The organism is Streptomyces sp. CB09001 (assembly GCF_003369795.1).
Lineage (GTDB): Bacteria > Actinomycetota > Actinomycetes > Streptomycetales > Streptomycetaceae > Streptomyces.
The window spans coordinates 3878045-3898548 of record NZ_CP026730.1 but is presented as its reverse complement, the minus strand read 5'-3'; the positions used below and the strand labels follow the sequence as shown (position 1 = coordinate 3898548).

General features: G+C 71.5%; 29 protein-coding genes. 10 read left to right on the top strand and 19 right to left on the bottom strand.

The window, feature by feature from the left end; all coding sequences use genetic code 11:
• Positions 1 to 86: 86 nt before the first annotated feature.
• Together C4J65_RS18080 and C4J65_RS18075 are read right to left on the bottom strand one after the other, a co-directional pair.
• Positions 87 to 914 (bottom strand): HAD family hydrolase, encoded by an 828-nt coding sequence (locus tag C4J65_RS18080; protein ID WP_115743334.1) that lies wholly within the window; start codon positions 912 to 914, stop codon positions 87 to 89.
• Positions 863 to 1738, bottom strand: coding sequence for a winged helix-turn-helix domain-containing protein (locus C4J65_RS18075; RefSeq protein ID WP_115743333.1), 876 nt, complete (start codon positions 1736 to 1738; stop codon positions 863 to 865). Before C4J65_RS18075 ends, C4J65_RS18080 begins: the two co-directional genes overlap by 52 nt.
• Before the next feature lie 140 nt (positions 1739 to 1878).
• Here C4J65_RS18075 and C4J65_RS18070 point away from each other — a divergent pair, with 140 nt between their 5' ends.
• Complete coding sequence (locus tag C4J65_RS18070; RefSeq protein WP_011029490.1) at positions 1879 to 2067, top strand: hypothetical protein; 189 nt, start codon at positions 1879 to 1881, stop codon at positions 2065 to 2067.
• A 9-nt stretch (positions 2068 to 2076) separates the two neighbouring features.
• Here C4J65_RS18070 and C4J65_RS18065 read toward each other — a convergent pair whose 3' ends face one another.
• A complete protein-coding gene (locus C4J65_RS18065) occupies positions 2077 to 2988 on the bottom strand; it encodes a GntR family transcriptional regulator (protein WP_115743332.1) in 912 nt (303 codons plus the stop codon).
• Between the two features lie 153 nt (positions 2989 to 3141).
• Here C4J65_RS18065 and C4J65_RS18060 point away from each other — a divergent pair, with 153 nt between their 5' ends.
• Positions 3142 to 3327 carry a hypothetical protein gene (locus tag C4J65_RS18060; protein ID WP_003974784.1) on the top strand — a complete coding sequence of 62 codons (186 nt, stop codon included), beginning with the start codon at positions 3142 to 3144 and terminating at the stop codon, positions 3325 to 3327.
• A gap of 178 nt (positions 3328 to 3505) precedes the next feature.
• On the opposite strand, the gene C4J65_RS18055 is transcribed toward C4J65_RS18060, so the two are convergent.
• The 3 genes from C4J65_RS18055 to C4J65_RS18045 all read right to left on the bottom strand — a co-directional run bounded on the left by C4J65_RS18055 (position 3506) and on the right by C4J65_RS18045 (position 6667).
• On the bottom strand, positions 3506 to 4798 hold the full coding sequence (locus C4J65_RS18055; RefSeq protein WP_115743331.1) for a GNAT family N-acetyltransferase: 1293 nt from the start codon (positions 4796 to 4798) through the stop codon (positions 3506 to 3508).
• Between the two features lie 70 nt (positions 4799 to 4868).
• Positions 4869 to 5909, bottom strand: a complete 1041-nt coding sequence (locus C4J65_RS18050) for an asparaginase (RefSeq protein WP_115743330.1) — start codon at positions 5907 to 5909, stop codon at positions 4869 to 4871.
• A gap of 89 nt (positions 5910 to 5998) precedes the next feature.
• Positions 5999 to 6667 (bottom strand): aerial mycelium formation protein, encoded by a 669-nt coding sequence (locus C4J65_RS18045; protein ID WP_115743329.1) that lies wholly within the window; start codon positions 6665 to 6667, stop codon positions 5999 to 6001.
• Between the two features lie 178 nt (positions 6668 to 6845).
• Here C4J65_RS18045 and dtd point away from each other — a divergent pair, with 178 nt between their 5' ends.
• Positions 6846 to 7271 carry a D-aminoacyl-tRNA deacylase gene (gene dtd, locus C4J65_RS18040; protein WP_115743328.1) on the top strand — a complete coding sequence of 142 codons (426 nt, stop codon included), beginning with the start codon at positions 6846 to 6848 and terminating at the stop codon, positions 7269 to 7271.
• A gap of 17 nt (positions 7272 to 7288) precedes the next feature.
• On the opposite strand, the gene C4J65_RS18035 is transcribed toward dtd, so the two are convergent.
• Together C4J65_RS18035 and C4J65_RS18030 are read right to left on the bottom strand one after the other, a co-directional pair.
• Positions 7289 to 8254, bottom strand: coding sequence for a folate-binding protein YgfZ (locus C4J65_RS18035; RefSeq protein ID WP_115743327.1), 966 nt, complete (start codon positions 8252 to 8254; stop codon positions 7289 to 7291).
• 31 nt (positions 8255 to 8285) lie between these two features.
• Positions 8286 to 8723 (bottom strand): transcriptional repressor, encoded by a 438-nt coding sequence (locus C4J65_RS18030; RefSeq protein WP_115743326.1) that lies wholly within the window; start codon positions 8721 to 8723, stop codon positions 8286 to 8288.
• 161 nt (positions 8724 to 8884) lie between these two features.
• Here C4J65_RS18030 and C4J65_RS18025 point away from each other — a divergent pair, with 161 nt between their 5' ends.
• Both C4J65_RS18025 and C4J65_RS18020 read left to right on the top strand, forming a co-directional pair.
• Positions 8885 to 9190, top strand: coding sequence for a DUF6247 family protein (locus tag C4J65_RS18025; protein ID WP_240330450.1), 306 nt, complete (start codon positions 8885 to 8887; stop codon positions 9188 to 9190).
• A complete protein-coding gene (locus C4J65_RS18020) occupies positions 9187 to 9450 on the top strand; it encodes a hypothetical protein (RefSeq protein ID WP_115743324.1) in 264 nt (87 codons plus the stop codon). The genes C4J65_RS18025 and C4J65_RS18020 overlap by 4 nt, the downstream gene beginning before the upstream one ends.
• A 16-nt stretch (positions 9451 to 9466) precedes the next feature.
• On the opposite strand, the gene C4J65_RS18015 is transcribed toward C4J65_RS18020, so the two are convergent.
• The 3 genes from C4J65_RS18015 to C4J65_RS18000 all read right to left on the bottom strand — a co-directional run bounded on the left by C4J65_RS18015 (position 9467) and on the right by C4J65_RS18000 (position 10813).
• The gene (locus tag C4J65_RS18015; RefSeq protein ID WP_003974791.1) at positions 9467 to 10042 is read right to left on the bottom strand and encodes an FABP family protein; all 576 of its coding nucleotides are present in this window, start codon (positions 10040 to 10042) and stop codon (positions 9467 to 9469) included.
• Positions 10043 to 10211: 169 nt separating this feature from the next.
• Positions 10212 to 10427 (bottom strand): DUF397 domain-containing protein, encoded by a 216-nt coding sequence (locus tag C4J65_RS18005; protein WP_115743323.1) that lies wholly within the window; start codon positions 10425 to 10427, stop codon positions 10212 to 10214.
• Positions 10409 to 10813, bottom strand: coding sequence for a DUF5753 domain-containing protein (locus C4J65_RS18000; protein ID WP_115743322.1), 405 nt, complete (start codon positions 10811 to 10813; stop codon positions 10409 to 10411). Before C4J65_RS18000 ends, C4J65_RS18005 begins: the two co-directional genes overlap by 19 nt.
• 56 nt (positions 10814 to 10869) lie before the next feature.
• Between C4J65_RS18000 and C4J65_RS36115 the strand changes: the two genes are divergently transcribed.
• Positions 10870 to 11025 (top strand): hypothetical protein, encoded by a 156-nt coding sequence (locus tag C4J65_RS36115; RefSeq protein WP_162833233.1) that lies wholly within the window; start codon positions 10870 to 10872, stop codon positions 11023 to 11025.
• Positions 11026 to 11053: 28 nt separating this feature from the next.
• Positions 11054 to 11416 (top strand): DsrE family protein, encoded by a 363-nt coding sequence (locus C4J65_RS17995; protein WP_115743321.1) that lies wholly within the window; start codon positions 11054 to 11056, stop codon positions 11414 to 11416.
• On the opposite strand, the gene C4J65_RS17990 is transcribed toward C4J65_RS17995, so the two are convergent.
• From C4J65_RS17990 to C4J65_RS17950, 8 genes are all read right to left on the bottom strand, one after another.
• On the bottom strand, positions 11410 to 11814 hold the full coding sequence (locus C4J65_RS17990; RefSeq protein ID WP_115743320.1) for a VOC family protein: 405 nt from the start codon (positions 11812 to 11814) through the stop codon (positions 11410 to 11412). The genes C4J65_RS17995 and C4J65_RS17990 overlap by 7 nt on opposite strands.
• 48 nt (positions 11815 to 11862) lie before the next feature.
• Positions 11863 to 12123 (bottom strand): DUF3099 domain-containing protein, encoded by a 261-nt coding sequence (locus C4J65_RS17985; protein WP_115743319.1) that lies wholly within the window; start codon positions 12121 to 12123, stop codon positions 11863 to 11865.
• A 114-nt stretch (positions 12124 to 12237) separates the two neighbouring features.
• A complete protein-coding gene (locus C4J65_RS17980; protein WP_115743318.1) occupies positions 12238 to 12525 on the bottom strand; it encodes a DUF1416 domain-containing protein in 288 nt (95 codons plus the stop codon).
• A 54-nt stretch (positions 12526 to 12579) separates the two neighbouring features.
• Positions 12580 to 13425: a sulfurtransferase gene (locus C4J65_RS17975; protein ID WP_115743317.1), complete on the bottom strand. Its 846-nt coding sequence runs from the start codon at positions 13423 to 13425 to the stop codon at positions 12580 to 12582.
• A gap of 433 nt (positions 13426 to 13858) precedes the next feature.
• Positions 13859 to 14596: a DUF2993 domain-containing protein gene (locus C4J65_RS17965; RefSeq protein ID WP_115743316.1), complete on the bottom strand. Its 738-nt coding sequence runs from the start codon at positions 14594 to 14596 to the stop codon at positions 13859 to 13861.
• A 143-nt stretch (positions 14597 to 14739) separates the two neighbouring features.
• A complete protein-coding gene (locus tag C4J65_RS17960; RefSeq protein ID WP_115743315.1) occupies positions 14740 to 16026 on the bottom strand; it encodes a hypothetical protein in 1287 nt (428 codons plus the stop codon).
• Positions 16027 to 16029: 3 nt separating this feature from the next.
• On the bottom strand, positions 16030 to 16284 hold the full coding sequence (locus tag C4J65_RS17955; RefSeq protein WP_115743314.1) for a MoaD/ThiS family protein: 255 nt from the start codon (positions 16282 to 16284) through the stop codon (positions 16030 to 16032).
• 35 nt (positions 16285 to 16319) lie between these two features.
• Positions 16320 to 17180 (bottom strand): alpha/beta fold hydrolase, encoded by an 861-nt coding sequence (locus tag C4J65_RS17950; protein WP_205351032.1) that lies wholly within the window; start codon positions 17178 to 17180, stop codon positions 16320 to 16322.
• A gap of 250 nt (positions 17181 to 17430) precedes the next feature.
• Between C4J65_RS17950 and glnR the strand changes: the two genes are divergently transcribed.
• From glnR to C4J65_RS17935, 3 genes are all read left to right on the top strand, one after another.
• Positions 17431 to 18225 carry a two-component system response regulator GlnR gene (glnR, locus tag C4J65_RS17945; RefSeq protein WP_115743312.1) on the top strand — a complete coding sequence of 265 codons (795 nt, stop codon included), beginning with the start codon at positions 17431 to 17433 and terminating at the stop codon, positions 18223 to 18225.
• 42 nt (positions 18226 to 18267) lie between these two features.
• Positions 18268 to 19290 (top strand): LacI family DNA-binding transcriptional regulator, encoded by a 1023-nt coding sequence (locus C4J65_RS17940; protein ID WP_115743311.1) that lies wholly within the window; start codon positions 18268 to 18270, stop codon positions 19288 to 19290.
• Positions 19291 to 19392: 102 nt separating this feature from the next.
• A complete protein-coding gene (locus tag C4J65_RS17935; protein WP_205351031.1) occupies positions 19393 to 20430 on the top strand; it encodes a trypsin-like peptidase domain-containing protein in 1038 nt (345 codons plus the stop codon).
• Positions 20431 to 20504: the final 74 nt, after the last annotated feature.

Here is a 20504-nt window from a genome sequence, read left to right as displayed (position 1 = left end):
CTCATCCGCGCGGAACCCCGGCGAACGCCATCGCGCCGTCCCACCGCACGGCGAACGGATGAGCACGTGTACGACGCCGGGGCGGGTCAGGCCCGGACGAGTCCCGGCCCCGTCCCCTCCCACAGCAGCCTGAGGACCGGCTCCAGGGAGTCGACGACCGTCTCCGCGCCCGCCTGTTTGAGGAGCTTCGTCTTCCGTTCGTTGTGGCCGTAGCCCAGGAAGGGCACGCCGGCCCGTCGGGCGGCGGTCACGTCGGAGGCGGAGTCGCCGACCATCAGGGCCCGTGCGGGGGCGGCGCCCATCGCGCTGAGGGCGCGGTTGAGGCAGTGGGGGTCGGGCTTGAGCAGCTGGGGGTCCCCGGTGCGGCCGTAGATGTGCGGGGCGAAGCAGCCCAGCAGGTCCCGGGTCTCCAGGTACTCGCTCACCACGCGGGGCGAGTTGTTGGTCGTGACCGCGAGGCCCACGCCGAGGGCGGACCAGGTGCGGATCAGGGCGTCCGCGTACGCGGTCGGCCACGCGGTGGGCACGGCGCGCCGTTCCTCCCGGGTCAGGCGGTCCTCGAACTCGACGACCAGGTCGCTCTGCCGGTGTCTGCGGTCGACCGCGGCCAGCAGGACGTGCGGGTCCGGGTGGACCTGCTCCTCCTGGGTGAGCAGCTCCTTGAGGCCGAGCCGCTCCAGCCAGTCCACCAGTTCGCCCGCCACCCGGTCGGCCGAGTAACCCGCGAACAGTCGGCAGATGGGGCCGTCGAAGTCCCACAGGACGACGCGGGCGCCCATGACCAGGTCCCGCAGGGCCTCGGGCTGCTCGTCGCGGCCGGTCCGCTCGCTCACCGGTTCCGTCTGATCCGTATCGGAAGTCACTAGGAGAGTGTCATGTCCGTGGTGATGGTTTCCCAGAGGGCGTCGAACCACTTCTGTGATTCCTCCACGAACACCGCGTCCCGGTGACCGGTCCGCTTCAGGAACGAGAACAGCAGCGACTGGGAGCCGAGCGCGTCGTACATCTGGAGCGTCCGGCTCTCGTACTCCTCCTCGCGCCGGGTCAGCATGTAGTAGCCGAGGAGGGCCTCCTCGCCGTTGAGCAGGTACAGCTTCATCGGCGGGGTGAACGGCAGGGCGCGGAACGCGATGCGCACGTCGACGCGGTGGGTGGAGCGCACGGCCTGCAGGTTGTGCTGGAGGACGCGGGCCTGGGCGTTGCGCATCTGGAGCCAGCGCTGGTGGACCGGGTCGTCCTCCTCGTCCTCGACCAGGACGGGGAAGGCGAGGTCGATGTCGCGGGAGGGCATCAGCACGCGGAAGTCGATCGACTCCGGGTGGATGCGGCCCTCGTGGATCAGGCGGAGCGGCTCGCTGAGGGCCAGCATCAGGGTCTCCGAGGTGTGGCACACGACGTCGACCCGGACGTGCGGTGCCGCGAACGCCTCCGCCAGGCGCGGCCCGAGCGACACCATCGTCGGCTGCGGCTCGGCCCGCGGTGTGGCGGGCTCGGCGATGCGGGGCGGGCTGCCCTTGCTGACGTTGGTGAGCAGGCCGTCCTCCTGGAGTGCGCGCAGGGCCTGGCGGACGGTGCCGCGCTCCACGCCGAACTCCTCGGCCAGCTCGGCCTGGGTGGGCAGGCGGTCGCCCGCCCTGAGGTCTCCCCCGCGGATCCGCTCCCGCAGGACGTCGGCGATCTCCTGTGCCGAGAGCCTTCTGCTGCCGTTCACGGACACGTTCTCCTGAGTCACGACCAAACGCTACAACTTCGACCTACCTATAGGGAGTTGTTTGAAACTTGTTTATAGGTAGTAGCCAAGTGGGGACAACCTAGGGAGAGTTGGTTGCCAACCTCACCCAGTTGGCGAAAGTCTATCTTCCCGAAGGGGGGAAGACCATGCCCGTCCTCGCCCTGGTCTCCGCGGTCTTCGTCATCGCCTTCGAGCAGATCGTCCAGTGGAGGTACGGTGCCACCGGCATCGTCGGCCTGCTCCTGCTCACCATAGGCATCAAGGCCAAGAGCCCCTCCGTCAGCTCCGCCGGAGCGGTGCTGCTGGCCCTCCTGGTCGCGGGTCCCGCGCTGTGAGGGGGACGGTCAGCCCGTGAGCACCAGCTCCGAGCTGATCGTCCCCCACAGCGCGTCGAACCACAGCCGGGACTGCTTCACGAACACGCCGTCGCGCAGGCCACCGCCCTGTTCGAAGGCGAACAGCGTCGAGCGGATGCCCTCCGCGTCGTACATCTCCAGCTGCTCGTGGTCGATCTCCTGCTCGCGCCGGCCGAGGGTGTAGTACGCGAAGAGGGCCTCGCTGCCGTTGAGCACGTACAGCTTCACCGGCGGGGTGAAGGGCAGCGCACGGAAGGAGACGCGCACGTCGATGCCGTGCGTGGCACGCAGGCTCAGCAGGTTGTGCCGGAGCACCTGCCCCTGGGCGTTGCGCATCGCCAGCCACCGCTCGTGCACCGGGCCGCCCGCCGCGCCGCCGGAGACCGCCACCGGGAAGGCGAGGTCGATGTCGCCGCTCGGCAGCAGGACCCGGACGTCGACCTTGGCCGGTTTCAGTCGCCCCGCGTGGATCTGGCTCAGCGGTTCGCCGAGGGCGAGGGTGAGGGAGACGGAGGTCAGACAGAGCGCGTCGATCTCGACGTGCTCGGCGGCGAAGGCCGCCGCGATCCGGGAGGCGAGGGCCACGGTGGTGGGCATCGGCCGCGCTTCCGGGCCGGCCTGGGGGCCGTACAGGTCGGGCGCGACGGTCGCGGGGCTCCCCTTGGACACATTGATGAGCAGACGTTCCGACTGAAGGATGCGCAGGGCCTGGCGGACGGCACCCCGCTCCACACCGAACTCCTCGGCCAACCGGGCCTGCGTGGGCATGCGCTGGCCCGGCCGCAGCCGACCGGACCTGATCCGGGCGCGCAGCTCGTCGGCCACCTCTCGATGTGTTGGCTGTGGCCGCTGCGGTCTCTCCCGCCCGTTGACGGGGGCGTGTTCCGGCTCCACGACCAAACCCTACAACTTCTCGCCATCTTTGGGCAGTTCGCGGAAAGGTGGTTATGAGACGCTTCCAAGCGGAGATAAGTACAGTGAAGTTGGCAGCCAACTTGAGCAACGTGGTCGAGCCTCACGGGGGTTGGCCACCACGGTGACAGGGGGTCCACCATGCCGCTCATCGCCATCGTCGTCGCGGCTCTGGCCATCGGGTTCGAGCAGCTCGTGCAGTGGAAGTACGGGCCGATGGGCATCATCGCGTTCGTCGCGCTGTCCATCGGCATCAAGGCGAAGAACACCATGATCGGCGGTGTGGGTGCGGTGATCCTCGTGATGCTGCTCGCCCAGTCCGGCTGAACCGACGTACTGACGGCCGGGCCCCCTTCCGGAGGGGAGCCGGGAGCCCGGCCGGTCAGTAGGCACCACGCACAACAAGCACAACGAGCACAACAACCACAACCACAACTGAAGAGCACGTCGAAGAACCCGCGCTACGGATGCGCACGTCCACCGTCACCGGAGGAAGGGAGTCACCTCAGAACATGTCCGGGCACCAAGGCCGCCTGGACGTACGCAGCAGGGCGTCGACCACACGGGCGGCGCCCGCTCGTTCTTCCCGCACCCGGCCGAGCGCGGCCAGCCGCACCGCCGACTCGTCGCCCAGCCACAGCGCTGCCAGGTCGCCCACGTCCAGCACGAGGTCGGCGCTCTCGGTGGCCGGCGCGCAGGACGCCCCGTCCGGCCCCGCCTCCAGGCGCCACCGCCCGCCGGTGAGGCCTCTCCCACTCTCGGCTCCGCTCGAGCGGGGGGACCCCCATCGGTCCACGACCTCGAGGACCAGCGACCCCTGCCCGTCGTACGTCCGCGCCTCCAGCGCCCGCGCGACGTCCAGGATCCGCACCCACAGCCAGTCGGCCTGTGTGGTGACGCGGGCCGCGCGCGGGTCCGGCAGGAGGTGCGGGAGCAGGTCGTCCGGGGAGCGCCAGCCGCTCTTCACCGTCTGGACCCAGTCGATCGAGCACAGGTAGTGCCACAGGGCGCGCTCCGCGGCCGGGGTCACGGCGAGCAGCCAGTCCACGGTCGCCGTGTTCAGCGGCTGCTTGGCGTCGCCCCAGCGGTCGTCGGTCCGGTAGGAGGCCATGCCCTCGACCTCGCCCTCCGCCGAGCGGTACACGGCGTAGCAGGGCTCGGTCCACGGGGAGCCGTTCCAGTCGAGGTCACCGGTCCGGTAACGCCACCACAGCCCGGTCCGGCTGACCGCTCCGGGCTGGGTCCGGCGCAGCCGCTCGTGCAGCCCGGGTCCGAGCCGCCGTACGTCGTCGCCGTCCACAAGGTCGATCCGGCCGCCGTCCTCCGGTGCGGCCCAGCGGGGGTCCAGACCGGCGCGGGGGACGTCGACCGTCCACTCGGTCATGGTGGTGCCGCGGCCGAAGCCGTACCGGCCGTAGATCGGGTACTCCGCCGCGATCAGCGTCGCGACGACGTCACCGCGCTCCTTCGCCGCGGCCAGGTCCTGCGCCATCATCCGGGTGAGCAGGCCGCGGCGGCGGTGGGTCGGGGTGACGGTGACGTTGGAGATCGCGTCGGCCCGGACGGGGGCGCCGCCGACGGCCGTCAGCTCCTGGTCGAAGGACCGGAAGGTGGCCACGCACCGGTCCCCGTCGAAGGCGCCGAGCGACCGGCCGGGCACGAACTCGTGGCGGCGGACCTCCAACTGCTCCTCGGCCACGGCGGGCGGCCGCAGGAACCCCGTGTTCAGGGCCCGGTTCCAGTCGGGGAACTCGGCCTCGGTGATGGGACGTACGTCTATCTCGGTGCGGCGGCTCATACGCTCACCGTAGATCGCCCACCCGGTTGCGTCGCGGGGATTAACGGGGCGGCCCCGAAGGCCCGGAACGTCAGAAGGACGCCCGGATCTCCCCCACCTCCCCGCCGCCGCCCAGCAGCGGCGCGCGCCCGATGCGCTCGACGACCGGCCCGTCCACGCCCAGCAGGGTCAGGGCGCGGGCCAGCACCGGGCCCAGGGCACGGCTCGCGCCGTCCTCGATCTTGAAGGCGAGGGCGCGGCCGTCCGGCAGGGCCACCGCCTGGACGGCCTCGGCGCCCATCTTGGAGAGGGTGCCGGGCACCTCGCGCATCAGCCAGGTGTCCGCGCGGCGGCTGCCCGCGACGTACTCGGGGTGGGCGCGCATCGCGTCGGCGACCCGGCGTTCGGCCGAACCGGGCTCGGCGGCGACGAAGGAGCGGAAGGCGCGGGCCAGCCCGACCAGGCTGATCGCCATCAGCGGCGCCCCGCACCCGTCGGTGCCGACGGCGGCGACCGGCTCGCCCGCCGCGTCCTCCACAACCCTGTGGATGAGCCGCTGCAGCGGGTGCTCCGCATCGAGGTAGGTCTCCAGCGGCCAGCCCTGCTGGGCGCAGACCGCCAGCATCGCGGTGTGCTTGCCGGAGCAGTTCATGGTGACGCGGTCGGGCACGGCGCCCGACGCCAGGTAGGTCTCCCGTTCCTCGGCGTCCAGGGGCAGGTCGGGCGGGCACTGGAGCAGCGCCGGGTCCAGGCCGTACTCGTCCAGCATCTTGCGGACCAGATCACGGTGAAACGGTTCTCCGGAGTGGCTCGCGGCGGCCAGCGCCAGCCGCTCCCCCGCGAGGTCGAGTCCTGCCCGCAGCACGCCCGCCGCCTGCATCGGCTTGTTCGAGGAACGCGGGAAGACCGGCGCCGTCACCTCGCCCAGCGCCAGCTCCACCGCACCGTCGGCGCCCAGGACCACCAGGCTGCCCCGGTGCCGCCCCTCGACGAAGCCGGACCGGACGACCTCGGCGAGGACGGGCGGCACGACGGGCGAGAGGGCGGACGTGGGCGCGGACTGGTTCGCATGCGACGGCTGCGGCGTCTGTGACGGCTGCGGCTGTGGCTGCGACGGCTGGGGCGCGGGCATCGGCGGTGGCCTTCCGGAACGGGCGACCCCCCGCGGCGACGGCCCGGGATCACCGGGCTCGGGAGGCGGCGCGGATGGCCGCCCCCCTGTCACACGAGCAGGTCGTCGACTTGTGCTTCCCCCTCACGGTACCGGCGGGCGATCTCCGCGCTGCAGCCGTCCGCCGTGCGCTGGAGCCGCTGCCGGCTGCGGGAGACCTGCTGCTCGTAGCGGACGAGCCGCCCCATCCCGGCGGTCAGCTCGCCGTCGGTGCGGGCCGTCAGGTCGGACAGCTCCACCTCGCCCATCATCTCCGCGGCCAGCCGCCTGCACTCCTCGCTGTGCGGGGTGCCCAGTGTCACGTGGCGGGCGGAGGAGCGCTGCCGGGCGGGCGCGTCGGCGAGGATCTCGGAGAGCCGCTCCACCACCGACCCGGTCGCCGCGGTGGTGACCACCGACGACGACGGCGTCGCCGGCCCGCGCCCCGCCAGCTCCGCGCGCAGGATGTCGATACGGCCCTGCAGCAGCCGCCGTACGTAACTGAGGTCGGCCTCCTCGCGCTGGGCGTCCCGGCGCAGCGTGCGCAGCTCCGGCAGGCTCAGTGCGATCAGGTCCCGCTCCGGGGGATCCGCAGGCAGCTCGGGGCTGTCCGTGCGCTGCACGGGCGCCCGGGGCGCCTCCAGACCACCCAGGCCGGCCGGACCGCTCGGACCGCCCCGGCCACTCGGACATGTCAACGCGGCAGTCCCGAACGACCGCCCCGTACTCGGTGTGCTCATGCGCCTCAACCGTCCCCTCGCCCGGCGTCTGGGAGCATCGTGCCACCCCACGTGGCCGCTATGTGACCGAGTGCCCCCGATCGGACCCGATCGGCCCCAGATGGGGGGTTCGCAGCGAAAAGAAACCCCGTACGGGCCCGCCCGTCCGCACCCTAGGGGCGCACGGCATCATTGCGGGATGCGTGCAGTAGTGCAGAGGGTCGACGGCGCGAGCGTCGTCGTGGACGGCGAGACCGTGGGGGCGATCGACGGCGAGGGCCTGTGCGTCCTGGTCGGCGTCACCCACGACGACACCAAGGAGAAGGCGGCGCAGCTGGCCCGCAAGCTCTGGTCGGTGCGGATCCTGCACGACGAGAAGTCGTGCAGCGACCTCGCCGCACCGCTGCTGGTGATCAGCCAGTTCACTCTTTACGGCGACGCCCGCAAGGGCCGCCGCCCCACCTGGAACGCCGCCGCCCCCGGTGACGTCGCCGAACCCCTGGTCGACGAGGTCGTCGCCCAGCTGCGCGCGCTGGGCGCCACCGTGGCGACGGGCCGCTTCGGCGCGCAGATGCGGGTGTCCCTGACGAACGACGGCCCCTTCACGGTCCTCGTGGAGGTCTGAGACGGGCCCTGGAGGCCCTACGGCTCGACGACCGTCTCCTGCGCGGCCGCCGTGTCCTCGGCCATCAGCCGGGCGTCCACCGGCACGTTCCGCTTCACCAGGGCGAGGGCGACCGGGCCCAGCTCGTGGTGGCGTACGGACGTGGTGACGAAGCCGATCTTCCGGCCGTCGGGCCCGTCGTCCGCGAGGCGGATCTCCGCCCCGTTCGGCGGCAGGTGGACCTCGCTGCCGTCCAGGTGCAGGAAGACCAGCCGGCGCGGCGGCTTGCCGAGGTTCTGCACCCGGGCGACGGTCTCCTGCCCGCGGTAACAGCCCTTCTGCAGGTGCACGGCCGTACCGATCCAGCCCAGCTCGTGCGGGATGGTCCGGTGGTCGGTCTCGAAGCCGAGGCGCGGACGGTGCTGCTCGACCCGCAGCGCCTCGTGGGCGAGGATCCCGGCCGCGGGCCCGGCCTCGGCGGCGAAGCTCTCCAGCTCCTCCCGCGGCAGGAAGAGGTCACGCCCGTACGGCGTCTCGCGCACGACGGCCGAGGCGGGGGCCTGGGCGATCGAACCGGCCGGCAGGTGCACGACGGCGGTGTCGGCGGTGCGGTCGGCGACCTCGACCCGGTAGAAGAACTTCATCGACTCCAGGTAGGCGATCAGCGCCTCCTGGCTGCCGGGCTCCACGTGGGCCCAGACGGTCGTGCCGTCGTCGACGAGGTACAGGGCGTGTTCGATGTGGCCGTTCGCGGAGAGGATCAGCGCCTCGGTGGCCTGCCCGGTCGGCAGGTCGCTGACGTGCTGGGTGAGCAGCAGGTGCAGCCAGCTCAGCCGGTCGTCGCCCGTGACGGTGACGACACCGCGGTGGGAGAGGTCGACGAAGCCGGTGCCGTCGGCGAGGGCACGCTGCTCGCGGAACAGGTCGCCGTAGTGGGCGGCGACGCCTTCGTCCACACCCTCGGCGGGAACGGCGCCGGGCAGGGACAGCAGGGGGCTCTTCATACGCCCAGCGTACGACTCGCTTACGAGTCGCCTACGACTCGGTAGTTGAACCCTTCAGGGAACAGCTCTCGCACCGGCCGAAGATCGCGAAGTGCTTCATGTCGGTGTCGAAGCCGAACTGCTCGCGCAGCTTGGCGGTGAAGTCGGCGGCCACCGACAGGTCGGCCTCGATCACGTTGGTGCAGTCCCGGCAGACCAGGTGGATGTGGTGGTGCCGGTCGGCCAGGTGGTAGGTGGGCGCACCGTGCCCGAGGTGGGCGTGGCTGACCAGCCCCAGCTCCTCCAGCAGCTCCAGCGTGCGGTACACGGTGGAGATGTTGATCCCCGACGCGGTCTTGCGCACCTGGCCCAGGATGTCGTCCGGGGTCGCGTGCTCAAGGGTGTCCACGGCTTCCAGCACCAGCTGCCGCTGGGGCGTCAGCCGGTAGCCGCGCTGCCTGAGGTCGCTCTTCCAGTCGGTGCTCACCACACCACGAGTCTAGGCCCGGCGGCCCTCCCGACGGTGTGACGTCCAATAAGCGAACCGGACCGTCGCCGCGGTCGGTACCGTCGACACCAGCACCGGCCCTCGATCCGGAGGACTCCATGACCGCTCAACGCCCGGAATCACTCACCGAGCCCCTTATCCCCATGCCCGTGCTCACGCCCGAGGCACTCCGTACCGCGGTCGCGAGTCTGACGCCGAGCCGGGTGCCCGCCTTCGTTCAGGATCTTGTCGAGGCGACGACCAGCGCGCAGCAGACGCAGTCGCTCGCGCCGCTGCGTATGTTCGTCCACACCTGGGGAGTGTTCGTGGCGATCCAGCGACGACCGTCCCGCGCGGCCCGCCTGCGCCATCTGGAGGACGTGGTGAGCGCGGGCGCGGAGGACCCGACGAACGCCATCGCCGAGATCCGGAAGATCCACGCCGAGGCGGAGGCGGAGGCGGGTCTGTGAGCGATTGGAAGTGGGAGTACAACCCGAGCGAGGAGTACCTCACGGCAGGCTTGCCCGTGGGCGTCGTCGCCGAAGTCGAGCGCATCGCAACCGAGATCGCCGCCCTCGGGCCGGATGCCGAGATCGCGGGCAGTCGTCCGGAGGGGAAGCCCGGCGGGTTACGGAACTTCCCCATCTTCGGCGGACGCGGCTTCATCCAGTTCCTGGCGGTGCCCCGGCACGAGTGCGTCTACATCTGCACCGTCGTCTGGAACGGATGACCAGCCGAACGGGCAACTACTTGAAGAAGGCGATCCCGTCGTCCGGCATGTCGTCCGGGAGGGCCTTGGCCCAGCGCTCGACGTCCTCCGGGGTGACGACCTTCTTCAGGTGCGCCGACATGTACGGGCGCAGCTCGACCTCGGGGGTCTGCTTCTCGCCGACCCACATCAGGTCGCTCTTGACGTAGCCGTACAGCCGCTTGCCACCCGTGTAGGGCTGAGAAGCCGCGGTGCGGGCCACCGCGTCCGTCACCAGGTCGATCTGGGGCTTCTGGTCGGCCAGCTCGCCGTACCAGATCTCGATGACGCCGTCGTCGCGGGTCATCGTCACCTCGACCTTGCGGTTGGCGTCGATGCGCCAGAAGCCGTGCTCGGACTCCAGCGGGCGGACCTTGTTGCCGTCGTTGTCCAGCACCCAGGTGTGGGACTGGTACTCCAGGAAGTCCCTGCCGTCGTGGGTGAAGGAGACCTCCTGGCCGAAGTTGCACTTCTCGGCACCGGGGAAGTCGTGCACACCCGCGCCGGCCCAGTCACCCAGCAGGAAGACGAGCGGCACGAGGTCCTTGTGCAGGTCGGACGGGATCTCGATCATGAGCGGTACTTCCTGGCGTCGGTGATCAGCGCTGGCCCTGGTACAGCTTCTTCACGGTCAGACCGGCGAAGGCGAGAACGCCGACGCAGACCAGGACCAGCAGGGCTTCGAAGAAGATCTCCACGGGGTGCTCCTTGAGCGGGGGGCATACGACAGGGCCGCCCCCAGCTTACGCGGCCCACCTCGGCTCTTCTCGCCGGACTCCGCCCACGAACGCGGCCCACGCGGGCGCGGCGAACAGGAGCGCACCGCGAGCGGGGTCCTTGCTGTCGCGCACGGGAACGAGGGAGGGGACGCCGGGGGCGACCTCGACGCAGTTGCCGCCGTCCTGGTTGCTGTAGCTGCTCTTGCGCCAGGTGACCGTGCTCAGATCGATGGCTCGCATGGCGCTTCCTCCAGCATCCGCTCGATGAACCTCCGCGATTCGCCCGGGGACAGGGCCGCATCGCGCACTCGATCGTATCGGAGCTGAAGCTGGTCGACTGCCGTAGTTTCCTGGACCAGTTCGCCCGAGTAGCCGGTCTCGACCCAGGCGACGATCCGGCCCGCGCCATGCAGAAACATCGTGTGGGTGTTGGTCAGCGCATGCAGTCCCGCCGCCCAGGGGACCACCTGGACGCTGATGTTGGGGCGTGCGCCCATCGCCACGAGATGGCGCAATTGCGCATGCCACTCAGCCGTGCTCCGCAGCGAACTGTGCAGCACCGTCTCCGAGAGGATGGCCCGGAACTGCGGCCCGCCCTCGGCCAGCAGCGGTTCACGGCGGCCCATACGTGCCGCCACCTGCTTGTCCAGCTCAACGCCCGTGAGCCCGCCCTGACTTCGCGATGCCCCCGTTCCACCCCGACCATCCGCCCACGCCCGCGCCGAGGCACAGGGCCCGGCCCCGGCGGCGCGCCCGGCTGGACGGGGCCACGGTCAGCGGCCTGCTGACCGTCCCGTGCGTCGCGACGCTGCTGGCGACGATCACCTTCGCGGTCTGACGCCGCCCGCGAGGGCTACGCTTCCGGCATGGCGAAGAGGCTCGTGATCAAGGTGACGGCGGGGGCGGACGCGCCCGAGCGGTGTTCTCAGGCGTTCACGGTGGCGGCGGTGGCCGTGGCCAGTGGGGTCGACGTGTCGCTGTGGCTGACCGGTGAGTCCGCGTGGTTCGCGGTGCCGGGGCGGGCGGCCGAGTTCGAGCTGCCGCACGCCGCGCCGCTGCCCGACCTGCTGGACTCGCTCCTGGCGGGCGGCCGGGTGACGCTGTGCACCCAGTGCGCGGCCCGGCGCGACCTCACCGAGAAGGACGTCATCGAGGGCGTGCGCATCGCGGGCGCGCAGGTCTTCGTCCAGGAGGCCCTGGCCGGCGACACGCAGGCACTCGTCTACTGAGCCGCTGCGCTACCAGGTGGTGTCCGCGCCCACAGGCAGAAGGGGTGCCCGGAAGGGTCGAGCAGGACGCGTACGTCCTCCTGAGGCTGGTGGGCGGCGAGCCGGGCGCCCTCAGCCACGGCCCGTGCGGTCTCCGCCGCAAGGTCGTCGACCTCGATGTCGAGGTGCAGCATCATCTGCTGGTCGCCCGGGCGCCGGGCCGGCCAGACGGGCGGCACGTACGCCGACTCCGTCTCGAAGGCCAGGGACGTGCCCTCGGTGCCGGGCGGCGGGCCGATGAGCACCCAGTGCGGCTCCTCGGCGCGCACCACGTAGCCCAGCAGCCGCAGGTAGAAGCCGGCGAGTTCACGGGCGTCGTGCGCGTCCAGTACGACGGTGGACAGCTTCGTCGGGGACATGCCCGCCATCCTGCCCGGCCACCGGACGCCGAACCACGAGGCTCACGCTCAGTGCGGGCGCTTCCTGCCGTCCAGTTCGTCCCACCACTCGTCGGACTGGGCGTCGCCCGACGGGTCGTCCCACCAGCGGTCGTCCGGGCCGCGCCGGTTGGCGACCATCGCGGCCACCGGGGGGATGAGCATCGTGAACACGCACAGGCCGACGGCCGCCGGGACGGACCAGAGGCGCACGACTCCCCAGGCCAGGACGAAGAGGACGATGCAGGTCCCCATCATGGCGAAGTAGACGTGCCGCCGCCGCGCGTACATACCTCCAGAGTAGGTCCGGACCCCCCCCGTCCGGCCCCCCGTCCGGACACGCCGAAGGGGCCGCACCCCAGGCGTCCAACCCGGCGGGTGCGGCCCCTCGGCCGTCGTCTGCCGTCAGACGGCGATCGCGACCTCCGCCAGGCCGCCCTGCTGGGCCACGACCGTGCGGTCGGCGGTGCCGCCCGGGACGAGCGCCCGCAGGGTCCAGGTGCCCTCGGCCGCGTAGAAGCGGAACTGGCCCGTCGCGGAGGTCGGGACCTCCGCCGTGAACTCGCCGGTGGCGTCCAGCAGACGGACGTAGCCCGTCACCGGCTCGCCGTCGCGGGTCACCTGACCCTGGATGGTGGTCTCACCGGGCTTGATCGTCGAGGCGTCGGGGCCGCCGGCCTTCGCTCCGCACATGTCGTTACTCCTGAGGTGTTGGGAAAGGTCGGTCGGTTGCCGTACCCGGGCGGGTTACTTCGCGGCGCCGAGCTCGATCGGCACGCCGACGAGGGAGCCGTACTCGGTCCAGGAGCCGTCGTAGTTCTTGACGTTCTCCACGCCCAGCAGCTCGTGCAGGACGAACCAGGTCAGGGCCGAGCGCTCACCGATGCGGCAGTAGGCGATGGTGTCCTTCGCCAGGTCGACCTGCTCGTCGGTGTAGAGCTGCTTCAGCTCGTCGTCCGACTTGAAGGTGCCGTCGTCGTTGGCGTTCTTCGACCACGGGATGTTGCGGGCGGACGGGACGTGACCCGGACGCTGCGACTGCTCCTGCGGGAGGTGGGCCGGGGCGAGCAGCTTGCCGGAGAACTCGTCGGGCGAGCGGACGTCGACCAGGTTCTCCGCGCCGATCGCCTTGACCACGTCGTCGCGGAAGGCGCGGATCGCGGAGTTCTGCGGCTTGGCCTTGTAGTCGGTGGCGGCACGCTGGGGCACCTCGTCGCCGGGGACCAGCTCGCGGGCGTCCAGCTCCCACTTCTTGCGGCCGCCGTCGAGGAGCTTGACGTTCTCGTGGCCGTAGAGCTTGAAGTACCAGTAGGCGTACGACGCGAACCAGTTGTTGTTGCCGCCGTAGAGGACCACCAGCGTGTCGTTGGCGATGCCCTTGGCCGACAGGAGCTTCTCGAAGCCCTCCTGGTCGACGAAGTCGCGGCGGACCGGGTCCTGGAGGTCCTGGGTCCAGTCGATCCGGATCGCGTTCTTGATGTGGTTCTTCTCGTAGGCGGACGTGTCCTCGTCCACCTCGACGATCGCGATGTCGGTGTCGTCCAGGTGGTCCTGCAGCCAGTCGGCGTCGACCAGGACGTCGCTGCGACTCATGTTTTCTCCTCCGGGGCAGTTGCGGCGGGGCGTGCGGTGGGACGGGGTGCGCGCTCGGGCCGTGCCGCGGCGCGCGCGGGTGCCCACGACGGTGCGGGGCGAGGATGAGGGGGACACGGACGGCGACGTCGCCGCCCGTCTCAGAAGGTGCGACAGAGCATGGCGGCAACGCGGCACAGGTCCACTGCCCGCCGCTTCGTGAGGTCCGCCTGTCGCTTCATAAGTCCCGATCGTAGGGATTGAGGGCGGGCCGTGTCACCGACGTGTCGCATGATGAGACACGATCGTCCAAGATGTGGGATAGAAGGCCCGTCACCTCACCCCCGGAAGGCCGCCCGGGCGGACGCCGGCCTCGCCGCATCTGCGGTACGGACAGCGCCGTCTCGCCTGTCGGACATGGGCGTCGCCGGTCCGCGCGGCACCGGCTTTGGTCCTACCCGGCCAGCTTGACGTTCGAACCCTTCACCGTGATCTCGACGCCGTCCTTCGCCGCCTCGACCTTGTCCAGCTCGATGCCGCCCGGCAGCTCGTCGATGGTCTGCTGGAAGTCCGTGATGGCCCGGATCCGGGACTCGGCGAGCTGCCTGCCGCCGATCTCCGGCAGGCCGTCGGCGACGACCTCGACATCGTCGTCCTTGACCTTGACCGAGCTGAGCACCTCGACCGGCTCGGGCACCTCGACACCGAGGACCGTGGCCTTCAGGGACACCTTGATCTTTCCGTTGCCGCCGTCGGAGAGGCCGATGACCCTGGCGTCGACGCCCGGCGCGATCTGCGTGGGCTCGGACTTGGTGGCCTTCATCAGCTCGTCGTAGCCGACGGTCGCGGTGCCGGTGGCGGTGGCCGCGGTGGCGGAGCTGTAGTCGCCGGAGAACTCGACGCCCTTCATGTGCGCGCGCAGCTCCGCGATGCGGATCTTCTCGCCGCCGTTGCCGGTGGACGCCTCGTAGTCGTCGATGCCGACCTCCACGTCGTCCAGGGAACCGCCGGCGACCTGGGTGAGGAAGGGGAAGCCGTTGATGGAGACGTCCGGCGTCGAGGCGAGGTTCTCGGTGCTGCGCAGCTTGTCCGCGGCCTCGTCCTCGGCGAAGTTGACGGCGACACGGTCGGCGATCACGAAGAGGCCGCCCAGGATCACGACGACGATCAACAGTATTCGCAGTGCACGCATGCGGTGTTTCCCCAACCCTGGACGCTCGACGGCGGCGGACCCGACGACCGGCGGCCGTCCAGCGTGAGCGTAACGCGGGCCGGTGGCACCCCCCGGGTTTTGTCGAACAGCTGTGACAGGGGGGTGCCGCGCGGGCGGAGGGCTCAGGCCAGGGCGCGGCCCAGGAGGTACACGGCCGGGGCCGCCGCCGCGAGGGGCAGGGCCACGCCCGCCGTGAAGTGGACGAAGCGGGAGGGGTAGTCGTAGGCCGCCACCCGCAGGCCGATCAGCGCGCAGACCGCCGCGCCCGCGCCGAGCAGGGCGCCCGACGCCCCGAAGTCCGTCATCGAGCCGGCCGCGATCCCCGCTCCGGCCGCCGCGAGCAGGGCGACGACCACGGACGCCGGGGTCGGCAGCGGCAGCGCGCGGGCCACGGCCGCCACGGCGACCGCGATGCCGCCGACCGTCACCGCGTCCGCGTCGGCGGCGAGGTACCCGCCCGCGACCACGGCCAGGGCCGCGGCGGCGATGGTCGCCATCAGGCCGTACATCCGCTCGTCGGGATCGGCGTGCGAGCGCAGTTGCAGGACGAGGGAGAGCAGCACCCACACCCCGAGCGTGCCGAGGATCGCCGCCGGGGAGCGGTCCGACACCAGCAGTGCCGCGTCGGCGGCGAGCGCACCCGCGAAGCCCAGCGCGATGCCCTGCCGGGCGGGCCACATGCCGTTCAGCCGGAACCAGCCCGCCGCGGTGACCGCCTGGAGGGCGACGAGCGGGACGAGGAGGGCGTACGTGCCGAGCGCCGCCGCGCCGGACAGCAGCAGCCCGAGCACCGCGGTGAGACCGGCCGGCTGCATGCCCGGGTCGATGATCGGCGAACGCCCCTCGGCCCGGGCCCGCTGCGCGTCGGTGATCCGCGTGTTCCCGGCGACGGTCGCGGGACCGTAGCCGGGGTCGCCGGAGGCGGGAGGGGCCGTGGCGGCCGCGGCGGCCGCGGCGGCAGGCGCCGACTGCGCGGGAGGCTCATAGGGCTGCGGCTGGGGCTGGGGTGCGTACGTCTGAGGCTGGGGCTGGTACGCCTGTCCCCGTGCCGGATACGGCTGCGGCTGCGGCTGCGGCTGCGGCTGCGGCTGCGGCTGCGCGGTGTGCGGCGGCAGGTACGCCGTCTCCTCCGCGGAGACCGGCGGCTGCACCTGCGTCTCCCAGGTCTGCCCCTGCCACTGCTGCGTGTACTGGCCGGCGTTCGGGTCCGGCTGCTGCTCCCCGTATCCCTGGTACGACTGGTACGGCTGCTGCCCGGGCCACGCCTGCGCGTCGTACCCCTCGTACTGCTGGTCCCGGCCGTACTGCTGACTCGGGTCGTACGGCTGATTCGGGTCGTACGGCTGATTCGGGTCGTACTGCTGATTCGGGTCGTACTGCTGGTACGACTGATGCGGCTGGTCGGTCATCGCTCACCCTCCTGCGAACGGCGGGAGCACCTCGACCGTGCCGCCCTCGGCCAGCCGTACCGTCTCATGCCCGCGGGTGCCCACGGGGTCGCCGTCGACGAGGAACGAGCAGCGCAGCAGCACACGGGTGAGTTCGCCGGGGTGCCGCTCGCGGACCGCGCCCAGCGCGTCGGCGAGCGTCGCCGCCTCGTAGGGCTCCTCGGCCACCCCCGCCGCGGCCTTCGCGGCGGCCCAGTAGCGCACCGTGACCTTTGCCATCTCGTTCCTTCGTCTCGGCGATGAACAACGTCAGGCTAGCCCGCCCGGGCCACCGCCCAGTCGCCGATGCGGTGCAGCAGCGTCTCGTCCGAGGCGTTCTCGGCGTGGCCCATGCCGGGCTCCAGCCAGAGTTCGCCGTGGTCACCGGCGGCCTCGGCCAGCATCCGGGGGTGGTCGAGGGGGAAGTAGCCGTCCCGGTCGCCGTGCACGACGAGCAGCGGCGTCGGCGCGATCCGTGCCACCGCCTCCACCGGCGACAGCGGCACCGGGTCCCAGTCCCGGTGGTGGATCCGGGTGCGCAGGCCGTAGCGGCCCACCAGGCGCCCGGCGGGGCGCATGACCAGCCAGTGCAGCCGGCGCATGGGTGCCGTGCCCCGGTAGTACCAGCGGGCGGGGGAGCTGACCGACACGACGGTGTCCGTGCCCGCCGCGTCGTCGTCGGCGTACAGCGCGGCGTGCCGCAGCACCACCGAGCCGCCCATGGAGAAGCCGACGGTCACCACGCGCGCGTGCCCGAAGCCGCGCGCCCACGCGACCGCCGCGGCCAGGTCGAGCACCTCGCGGTCGCCGACGGTGGACCGCCCGCCGGACGCGCCGTGCCCCCGGAAGGAGAACGTGACCACGGCACCGTGCCGCGCGAACGCCGCCGCGATCCGCCGCACGTGGGGCCGGTCGGCGTTGCCCGTGAACCCGTGCGCGACGACGAACACCAGGTCAGCAGGCTCGCGACCGCCCGGTCCCGGCTCGTACACGGCGTCGATGAGGACACCGTCGGCCGTACGGAGGAAGGTGCGCGCGGGCGTGCGGCGCGGCGCTCCCCGGGGCGTCTCGGGATGCGGACGATTGGCTGGACCACGGGTGGAACGCGCCACATGACCCGGCGGTCGGTTGCTCATGTCGGCTATTCTGCTGGGCAGAGGACTCGGGCAACGTAGCCCCCGGGTCCTTTTGTGCTTTCGGGAGCGATGCCGGGCGGGCGCCCGGCGTTCACCTCCCGGACGCCACCAGTAAGAAGCAGTGCCGCAAACTCCCCCACTGCCTTAAGGGCGTGGGAGGTACCCCCATCGCCGGGACCCAGGAGGAACCAGACGTTATGGGCGAGCGAACCGGGCACGACCACAAACCGTCCCAGGCAGGTGGGGCGCGATGAGCTCTCTGCTGCTCCTGACCAACGCCCTCCAGCCGTCGACGGAGGTGCTTCCCGCCCTCGGCCTGCTGCTGCACAACGTACGCGTCGCCCCCGCCGAGGGCCCCGCCCTCGTCGACACCCCCGGCGCCGACGTCATCCTCGTCGACGGCCGCCGCGACCTCCCCCAGATCCGCAGCCTGTGCCAGCTGCTGCGCTCCACGGGCCTCAGCTGCCCGCTGGTCCTCATCGTCACCGAGGGCGGTCTCGCCGCCGTCACCGCCGACTGGGGCATCGACGACGTACTCCTCGACACCGCCGGTCCGGCGGAGGTCGAGGCGCGGCTGCGGCTGGCCACGGGCCGCCAGCAGCTCGGCGGCGACGACTCCCCCATGGAGATCCGCAACGGCGACCTGTCGGTGGACGAGGCGACGTACTCCGCCAAGTTGAAGGGCCGGGTCCTCGACCTGACCTTCAAGGAGTTCGAGCTGCTGAAGTACCTCGCCCAGCACCCCGGCCGCGTGTTCACCCGCGCGCAGCTGCTCCAGGAGGTGTGGGGGTACGACTACTTCGGCGGCACCCGCACGGTCGACGTGCACGTACGGCGGCTGCGCGCCAAGCTCGGCCCCGAGCACGAGTCGCTGATCGGCACCGTCCGCAACGTCGGCTACCGCTTCGTGACGCCGGAGAAGCCCGAGAAGGGCGAGAAAGCCGAGAAGGCTGGGAAAACCGAGAAGACCGAGAAGGCCGAGGAGCCCGACAAGGCGGCCGCCGAGAAGACCGAGGCGGCGCCCGCAAGGTCATCCAAGGTGTGATACGCCCTGCCCGGAGCGGGTCCATCCGCGTAGACTCCGCGCGTGGCCAAGGTGACTCGGGATGATGTGGCGCGACTGGCGGGGACTTCGACCGCCGTCGTCAGCTACGTCATCAACAACGGACCCCGGCCGGTCGCCCCGGCCACGCGCGAGCGTGTCCTCGCCGCGATCAAGGAACTGGGGTACCGCCCGGACCGGGTCGCCCAGGCGATGGCGTCGCGGCGCACGGACCTCATAGGCCTGATCGTGCCCGACGCGCGCCAGCCGTTCTTCGCGGAGATGGCGCACGCGGTCGAGTGGGCCGCCTCCGAGCGCGGCAAGATGGTGCTCGTCGGCAACAGCGACTACGTCGGCGAGCGCGAGGTCCACTACCTGCGCGCCTTCCTCGGCATGCGGGTCTCCGGCCTGATCCTGGTAAGCCACGCGCTGAACGACAACGCCGCCGCCGAGATCGACGCCTGGGACGCCCGGGTGGTCCTGCTGCACGAGCGCCCCGAGGCCATCGACGACGTCGCCGTCGTCACGGACGACCTGGGCGGCGCCCAGCTCGCCGTACGCCACCTGCTGGAGCACGGGTACGAGTACGTCGCCTGCATGGGCGGCACCGCCGAGACGCCGTCCGTCGGCGACCCGGTCTCCGACCACGTCGAGGGCTGGAAGCGCGCCATGAAGGAGGCCGGGCTCTCCACCGAGGGCCGGCTCTTCGAGGCGCCGTACAACCGCTACGACGCGTACCGCGTGGGCCTGGAACTGCTCTCCGGGCCGCAGCGCCCGCCCGCGATCTTCTGCTCCACCGACGACCAGGCGATCGGCCTGCTGCGCGCGGCCCGCGAGCTGCGCATCGACGTCCCCGGCGAGCTGGCGGTGGCCGGGTTCGACGACATCAAGGAGGCGGATCTCGCCGACCCGCCGCTGACGACGGTCGCCTCGGACCGGTCGGCGATGGCACGGGCCGCCGTGGACCTGGTCCTGGACGACGGCCTGCGGGTGGCGGGCTCCCGCCGCGAACGGCTGAAGGTGTTCCCGTCGCAGCTGGTCGTACGGCAGTCCTGCGGCTGCGCGTAGCACCGCCCCGGCGGACGCCCTTATATCGGGCATACGAGGTTCTGCCGGGCTTCTCAGGCAGCACTCAGGCCGCTCTCATCCGCGGGCGGGAAGCTCATGGACATGACCGAGAGCCTCCGCCACAACGGCGAGTACGAGCACGCGAACCCGTACCAGGGAACCCCCCAGCACGCCTCCTCTCCCGTCAACCCGGAATGGCCGCCCCCGCCGGCGCAGCCGCCCGGGAACCACCCCACGCAGCCCCTGCCCGAGCCGCCGCACGGCAGGCGCCCGGCCCGGCGGCGCGGCCCCGCCGCCCTGTTGGTGGCCGTGGCGATCGTCGCGGCGGCCGTCGGCGGCGGCACGGCGTACGGCATCCAGGAGCTGACCGGCAGCGACACCGTCGCCTCCAGCTCGACCAGCACCAACGTGGTGCCCTCCAGCCAGAAGGGCACGGTCTCCGGGGTCGCGAAGGCGGTCAGCCCGAGCATCGTCGAGATCAACGCCACCTCGAACGCCGGGTCCTCCACCGGTTCCGGCGTGATCATCACCGACGACGGCGAGATCATCACCAACAACCACGTCGTCGCCGGTGCCTCCTCGGTCAAGGTGACGACGAACGACGGCAAGCAGTACACCGCCGAGGTCGTCGGCACCGACAGCAAGAAGGACCTCGCGCTGATCAAGCTGGAGAACGCCGCCGGCCTGAAGGCCGCCACCCTCGGCGACTCCGCCGGCATCGGGGTCGGCGACCAGGTCGTCGCCATCGGCTCCCCCGAGGGCCTGACCGGCACCGTGACCAGCGGCATCGTCTCCGCCCTCGACCGCGACGTGACCGTCTCGACGGACGAGGGCCAGCAGCAACAGCAGCAGCGGCAGGGCGGTCAGTGGCCGTTCGAGTTCGGCGGGCAGCAGTTCAACGGCGACACCGGCTCGTCCACGACGACGTACAAGGCGATCCAGACCGACGCCTCCCTCAACCCGGGCAACTCCGGCGGCGCGCTGATCGACATGAACGGCAACATCATCGGCATCAACTCCGCGATGTACTCCGCGACCGAGTCGTCCGCGAGCGCAGGCAGCGTGGGCCTCGGCTTCGCCATCCCGATCAACACGGTCAAGGCCGACCTGCCCGAGCTGCGGGCGGGCGCGAGCAACTGACGAGCGACTGACGAGCGACTGACGAGCGACTGAGCGGGTGCGAAGACGTGCGACGCTGAATGCGTTGACACCCC

What these genes read in the sequence shown, in the direction of transcription:
- C4J65_RS18070 (WP_011029490.1), top strand. Translation starts at nt 1,879, where the DNA reads ATGCCCGTCCTCGCCCTGGTCTCCGCGGTCTTCGTCATCGCCTTCGAG.
- C4J65_RS17995 (WP_115743321.1), top strand. Translation starts at nt 11,054, where the DNA reads ATGGCGAAGAGGCTCGTGATCAAGGTGACGGCGGGGGCGGACGCGCCC.
- C4J65_RS18060 (WP_003974784.1), top strand. Translation starts at nt 3,142, where the DNA reads ATGCCGCTCATCGCCATCGTCGTCGCGGCTCTGGCCATCGGGTTCGAG.
- C4J65_RS18045 (WP_115743329.1), bottom strand. Translation starts at nt 6,667, where the DNA reads ATGAGCACACCGAGTACGGGGCGGTCGTTCGGGACTGCCGCGTTGACA.
- C4J65_RS18055 (WP_115743331.1), bottom strand. Translation starts at nt 4,798, where the DNA reads ATGAGCCGCCGCACCGAGATAGACGTACGTCCCATCACCGAGGCCGAG.
- C4J65_RS18050 (WP_115743330.1), bottom strand. Translation starts at nt 5,909, where the DNA reads ATGCCCGCGCCCCAGCCGTCGCAGCCACAGCCGCAGCCGTCACAGACG.
- C4J65_RS17990 (WP_115743320.1), bottom strand. Translation starts at nt 11,814, where the DNA reads ATGTCCCCGACGAAGCTGTCCACCGTCGTACTGGACGCGCACGACGCC.
- C4J65_RS17965 (WP_115743316.1), bottom strand. Translation starts at nt 14,596, where the DNA reads ATGCGTGCACTGCGAATACTGTTGATCGTCGTCGTGATCCTGGGCGGC.
- C4J65_RS18015 (WP_003974791.1), bottom strand. Translation starts at nt 10,042, where the DNA reads ATGATCGAGATCCCGTCCGACCTGCACAAGGACCTCGTGCCGCTCGTC.
- C4J65_RS17985 (WP_115743319.1), bottom strand. Translation starts at nt 12,123, where the DNA reads ATGTACGCGCGGCGGCGGCACGTCTACTTCGCCATGATGGGGACCTGC.
- C4J65_RS18035 (WP_115743327.1), bottom strand. Translation starts at nt 8,254, where the DNA reads ATGAAGAGCCCCCTGCTGTCCCTGCCCGGCGCCGTTCCCGCCGAGGGT.
- C4J65_RS36115 (WP_162833233.1), top strand. Translation starts at nt 10,870, where the DNA reads ATGCCCCCGTTCCACCCCGACCATCCGCCCACGCCCGCGCCGAGGCAC.
- glnR (WP_115743312.1), top strand. Translation starts at nt 17,431, where the DNA reads ATGAGCTCTCTGCTGCTCCTGACCAACGCCCTCCAGCCGTCGACGGAG.
- C4J65_RS17950 (WP_205351032.1), bottom strand. Translation starts at nt 17,180, where the DNA reads ATGAGCAACCGACCGCCGGGTCATGTGGCGCGTTCCACCCGTGGTCCA.
- C4J65_RS17935 (WP_205351031.1), top strand. Translation starts at nt 19,393, where the DNA reads ATGACCGAGAGCCTCCGCCACAACGGCGAGTACGAGCACGCGAACCCG.
- C4J65_RS17980 (WP_115743318.1), bottom strand. Translation starts at nt 12,525, where the DNA reads ATGTGCGGAGCGAAGGCCGGCGGCCCCGACGCCTCGACGATCAAGCCC.
- C4J65_RS17975 (WP_115743317.1), bottom strand. Translation starts at nt 13,425, where the DNA reads ATGAGTCGCAGCGACGTCCTGGTCGACGCCGACTGGCTGCAGGACCAC.
- C4J65_RS18005 (WP_115743323.1), bottom strand. Translation starts at nt 10,427, where the DNA reads ATGCGAGCCATCGATCTGAGCACGGTCACCTGGCGCAAGAGCAGCTAC.
- dtd (WP_115743328.1), top strand. Translation starts at nt 6,846, where the DNA reads ATGCGTGCAGTAGTGCAGAGGGTCGACGGCGCGAGCGTCGTCGTGGAC.
- C4J65_RS18000 (WP_115743322.1), bottom strand. Translation starts at nt 10,813, where the DNA reads ATGGGCCGCCGTGAACCGCTGCTGGCCGAGGGCGGGCCGCAGTTCCGG.
- C4J65_RS17955 (WP_115743314.1), bottom strand. Translation starts at nt 16,284, where the DNA reads ATGGCAAAGGTCACGGTGCGCTACTGGGCCGCCGCGAAGGCCGCGGCG.
- C4J65_RS18025 (WP_240330450.1), top strand. Translation starts at nt 8,885, where the DNA reads ATGCCCGTGCTCACGCCCGAGGCACTCCGTACCGCGGTCGCGAGTCTG.
- C4J65_RS17960 (WP_115743315.1), bottom strand. Translation starts at nt 16,026, where the DNA reads ATGACCGACCAGCCGCATCAGTCGTACCAGCAGTACGACCCGAATCAG.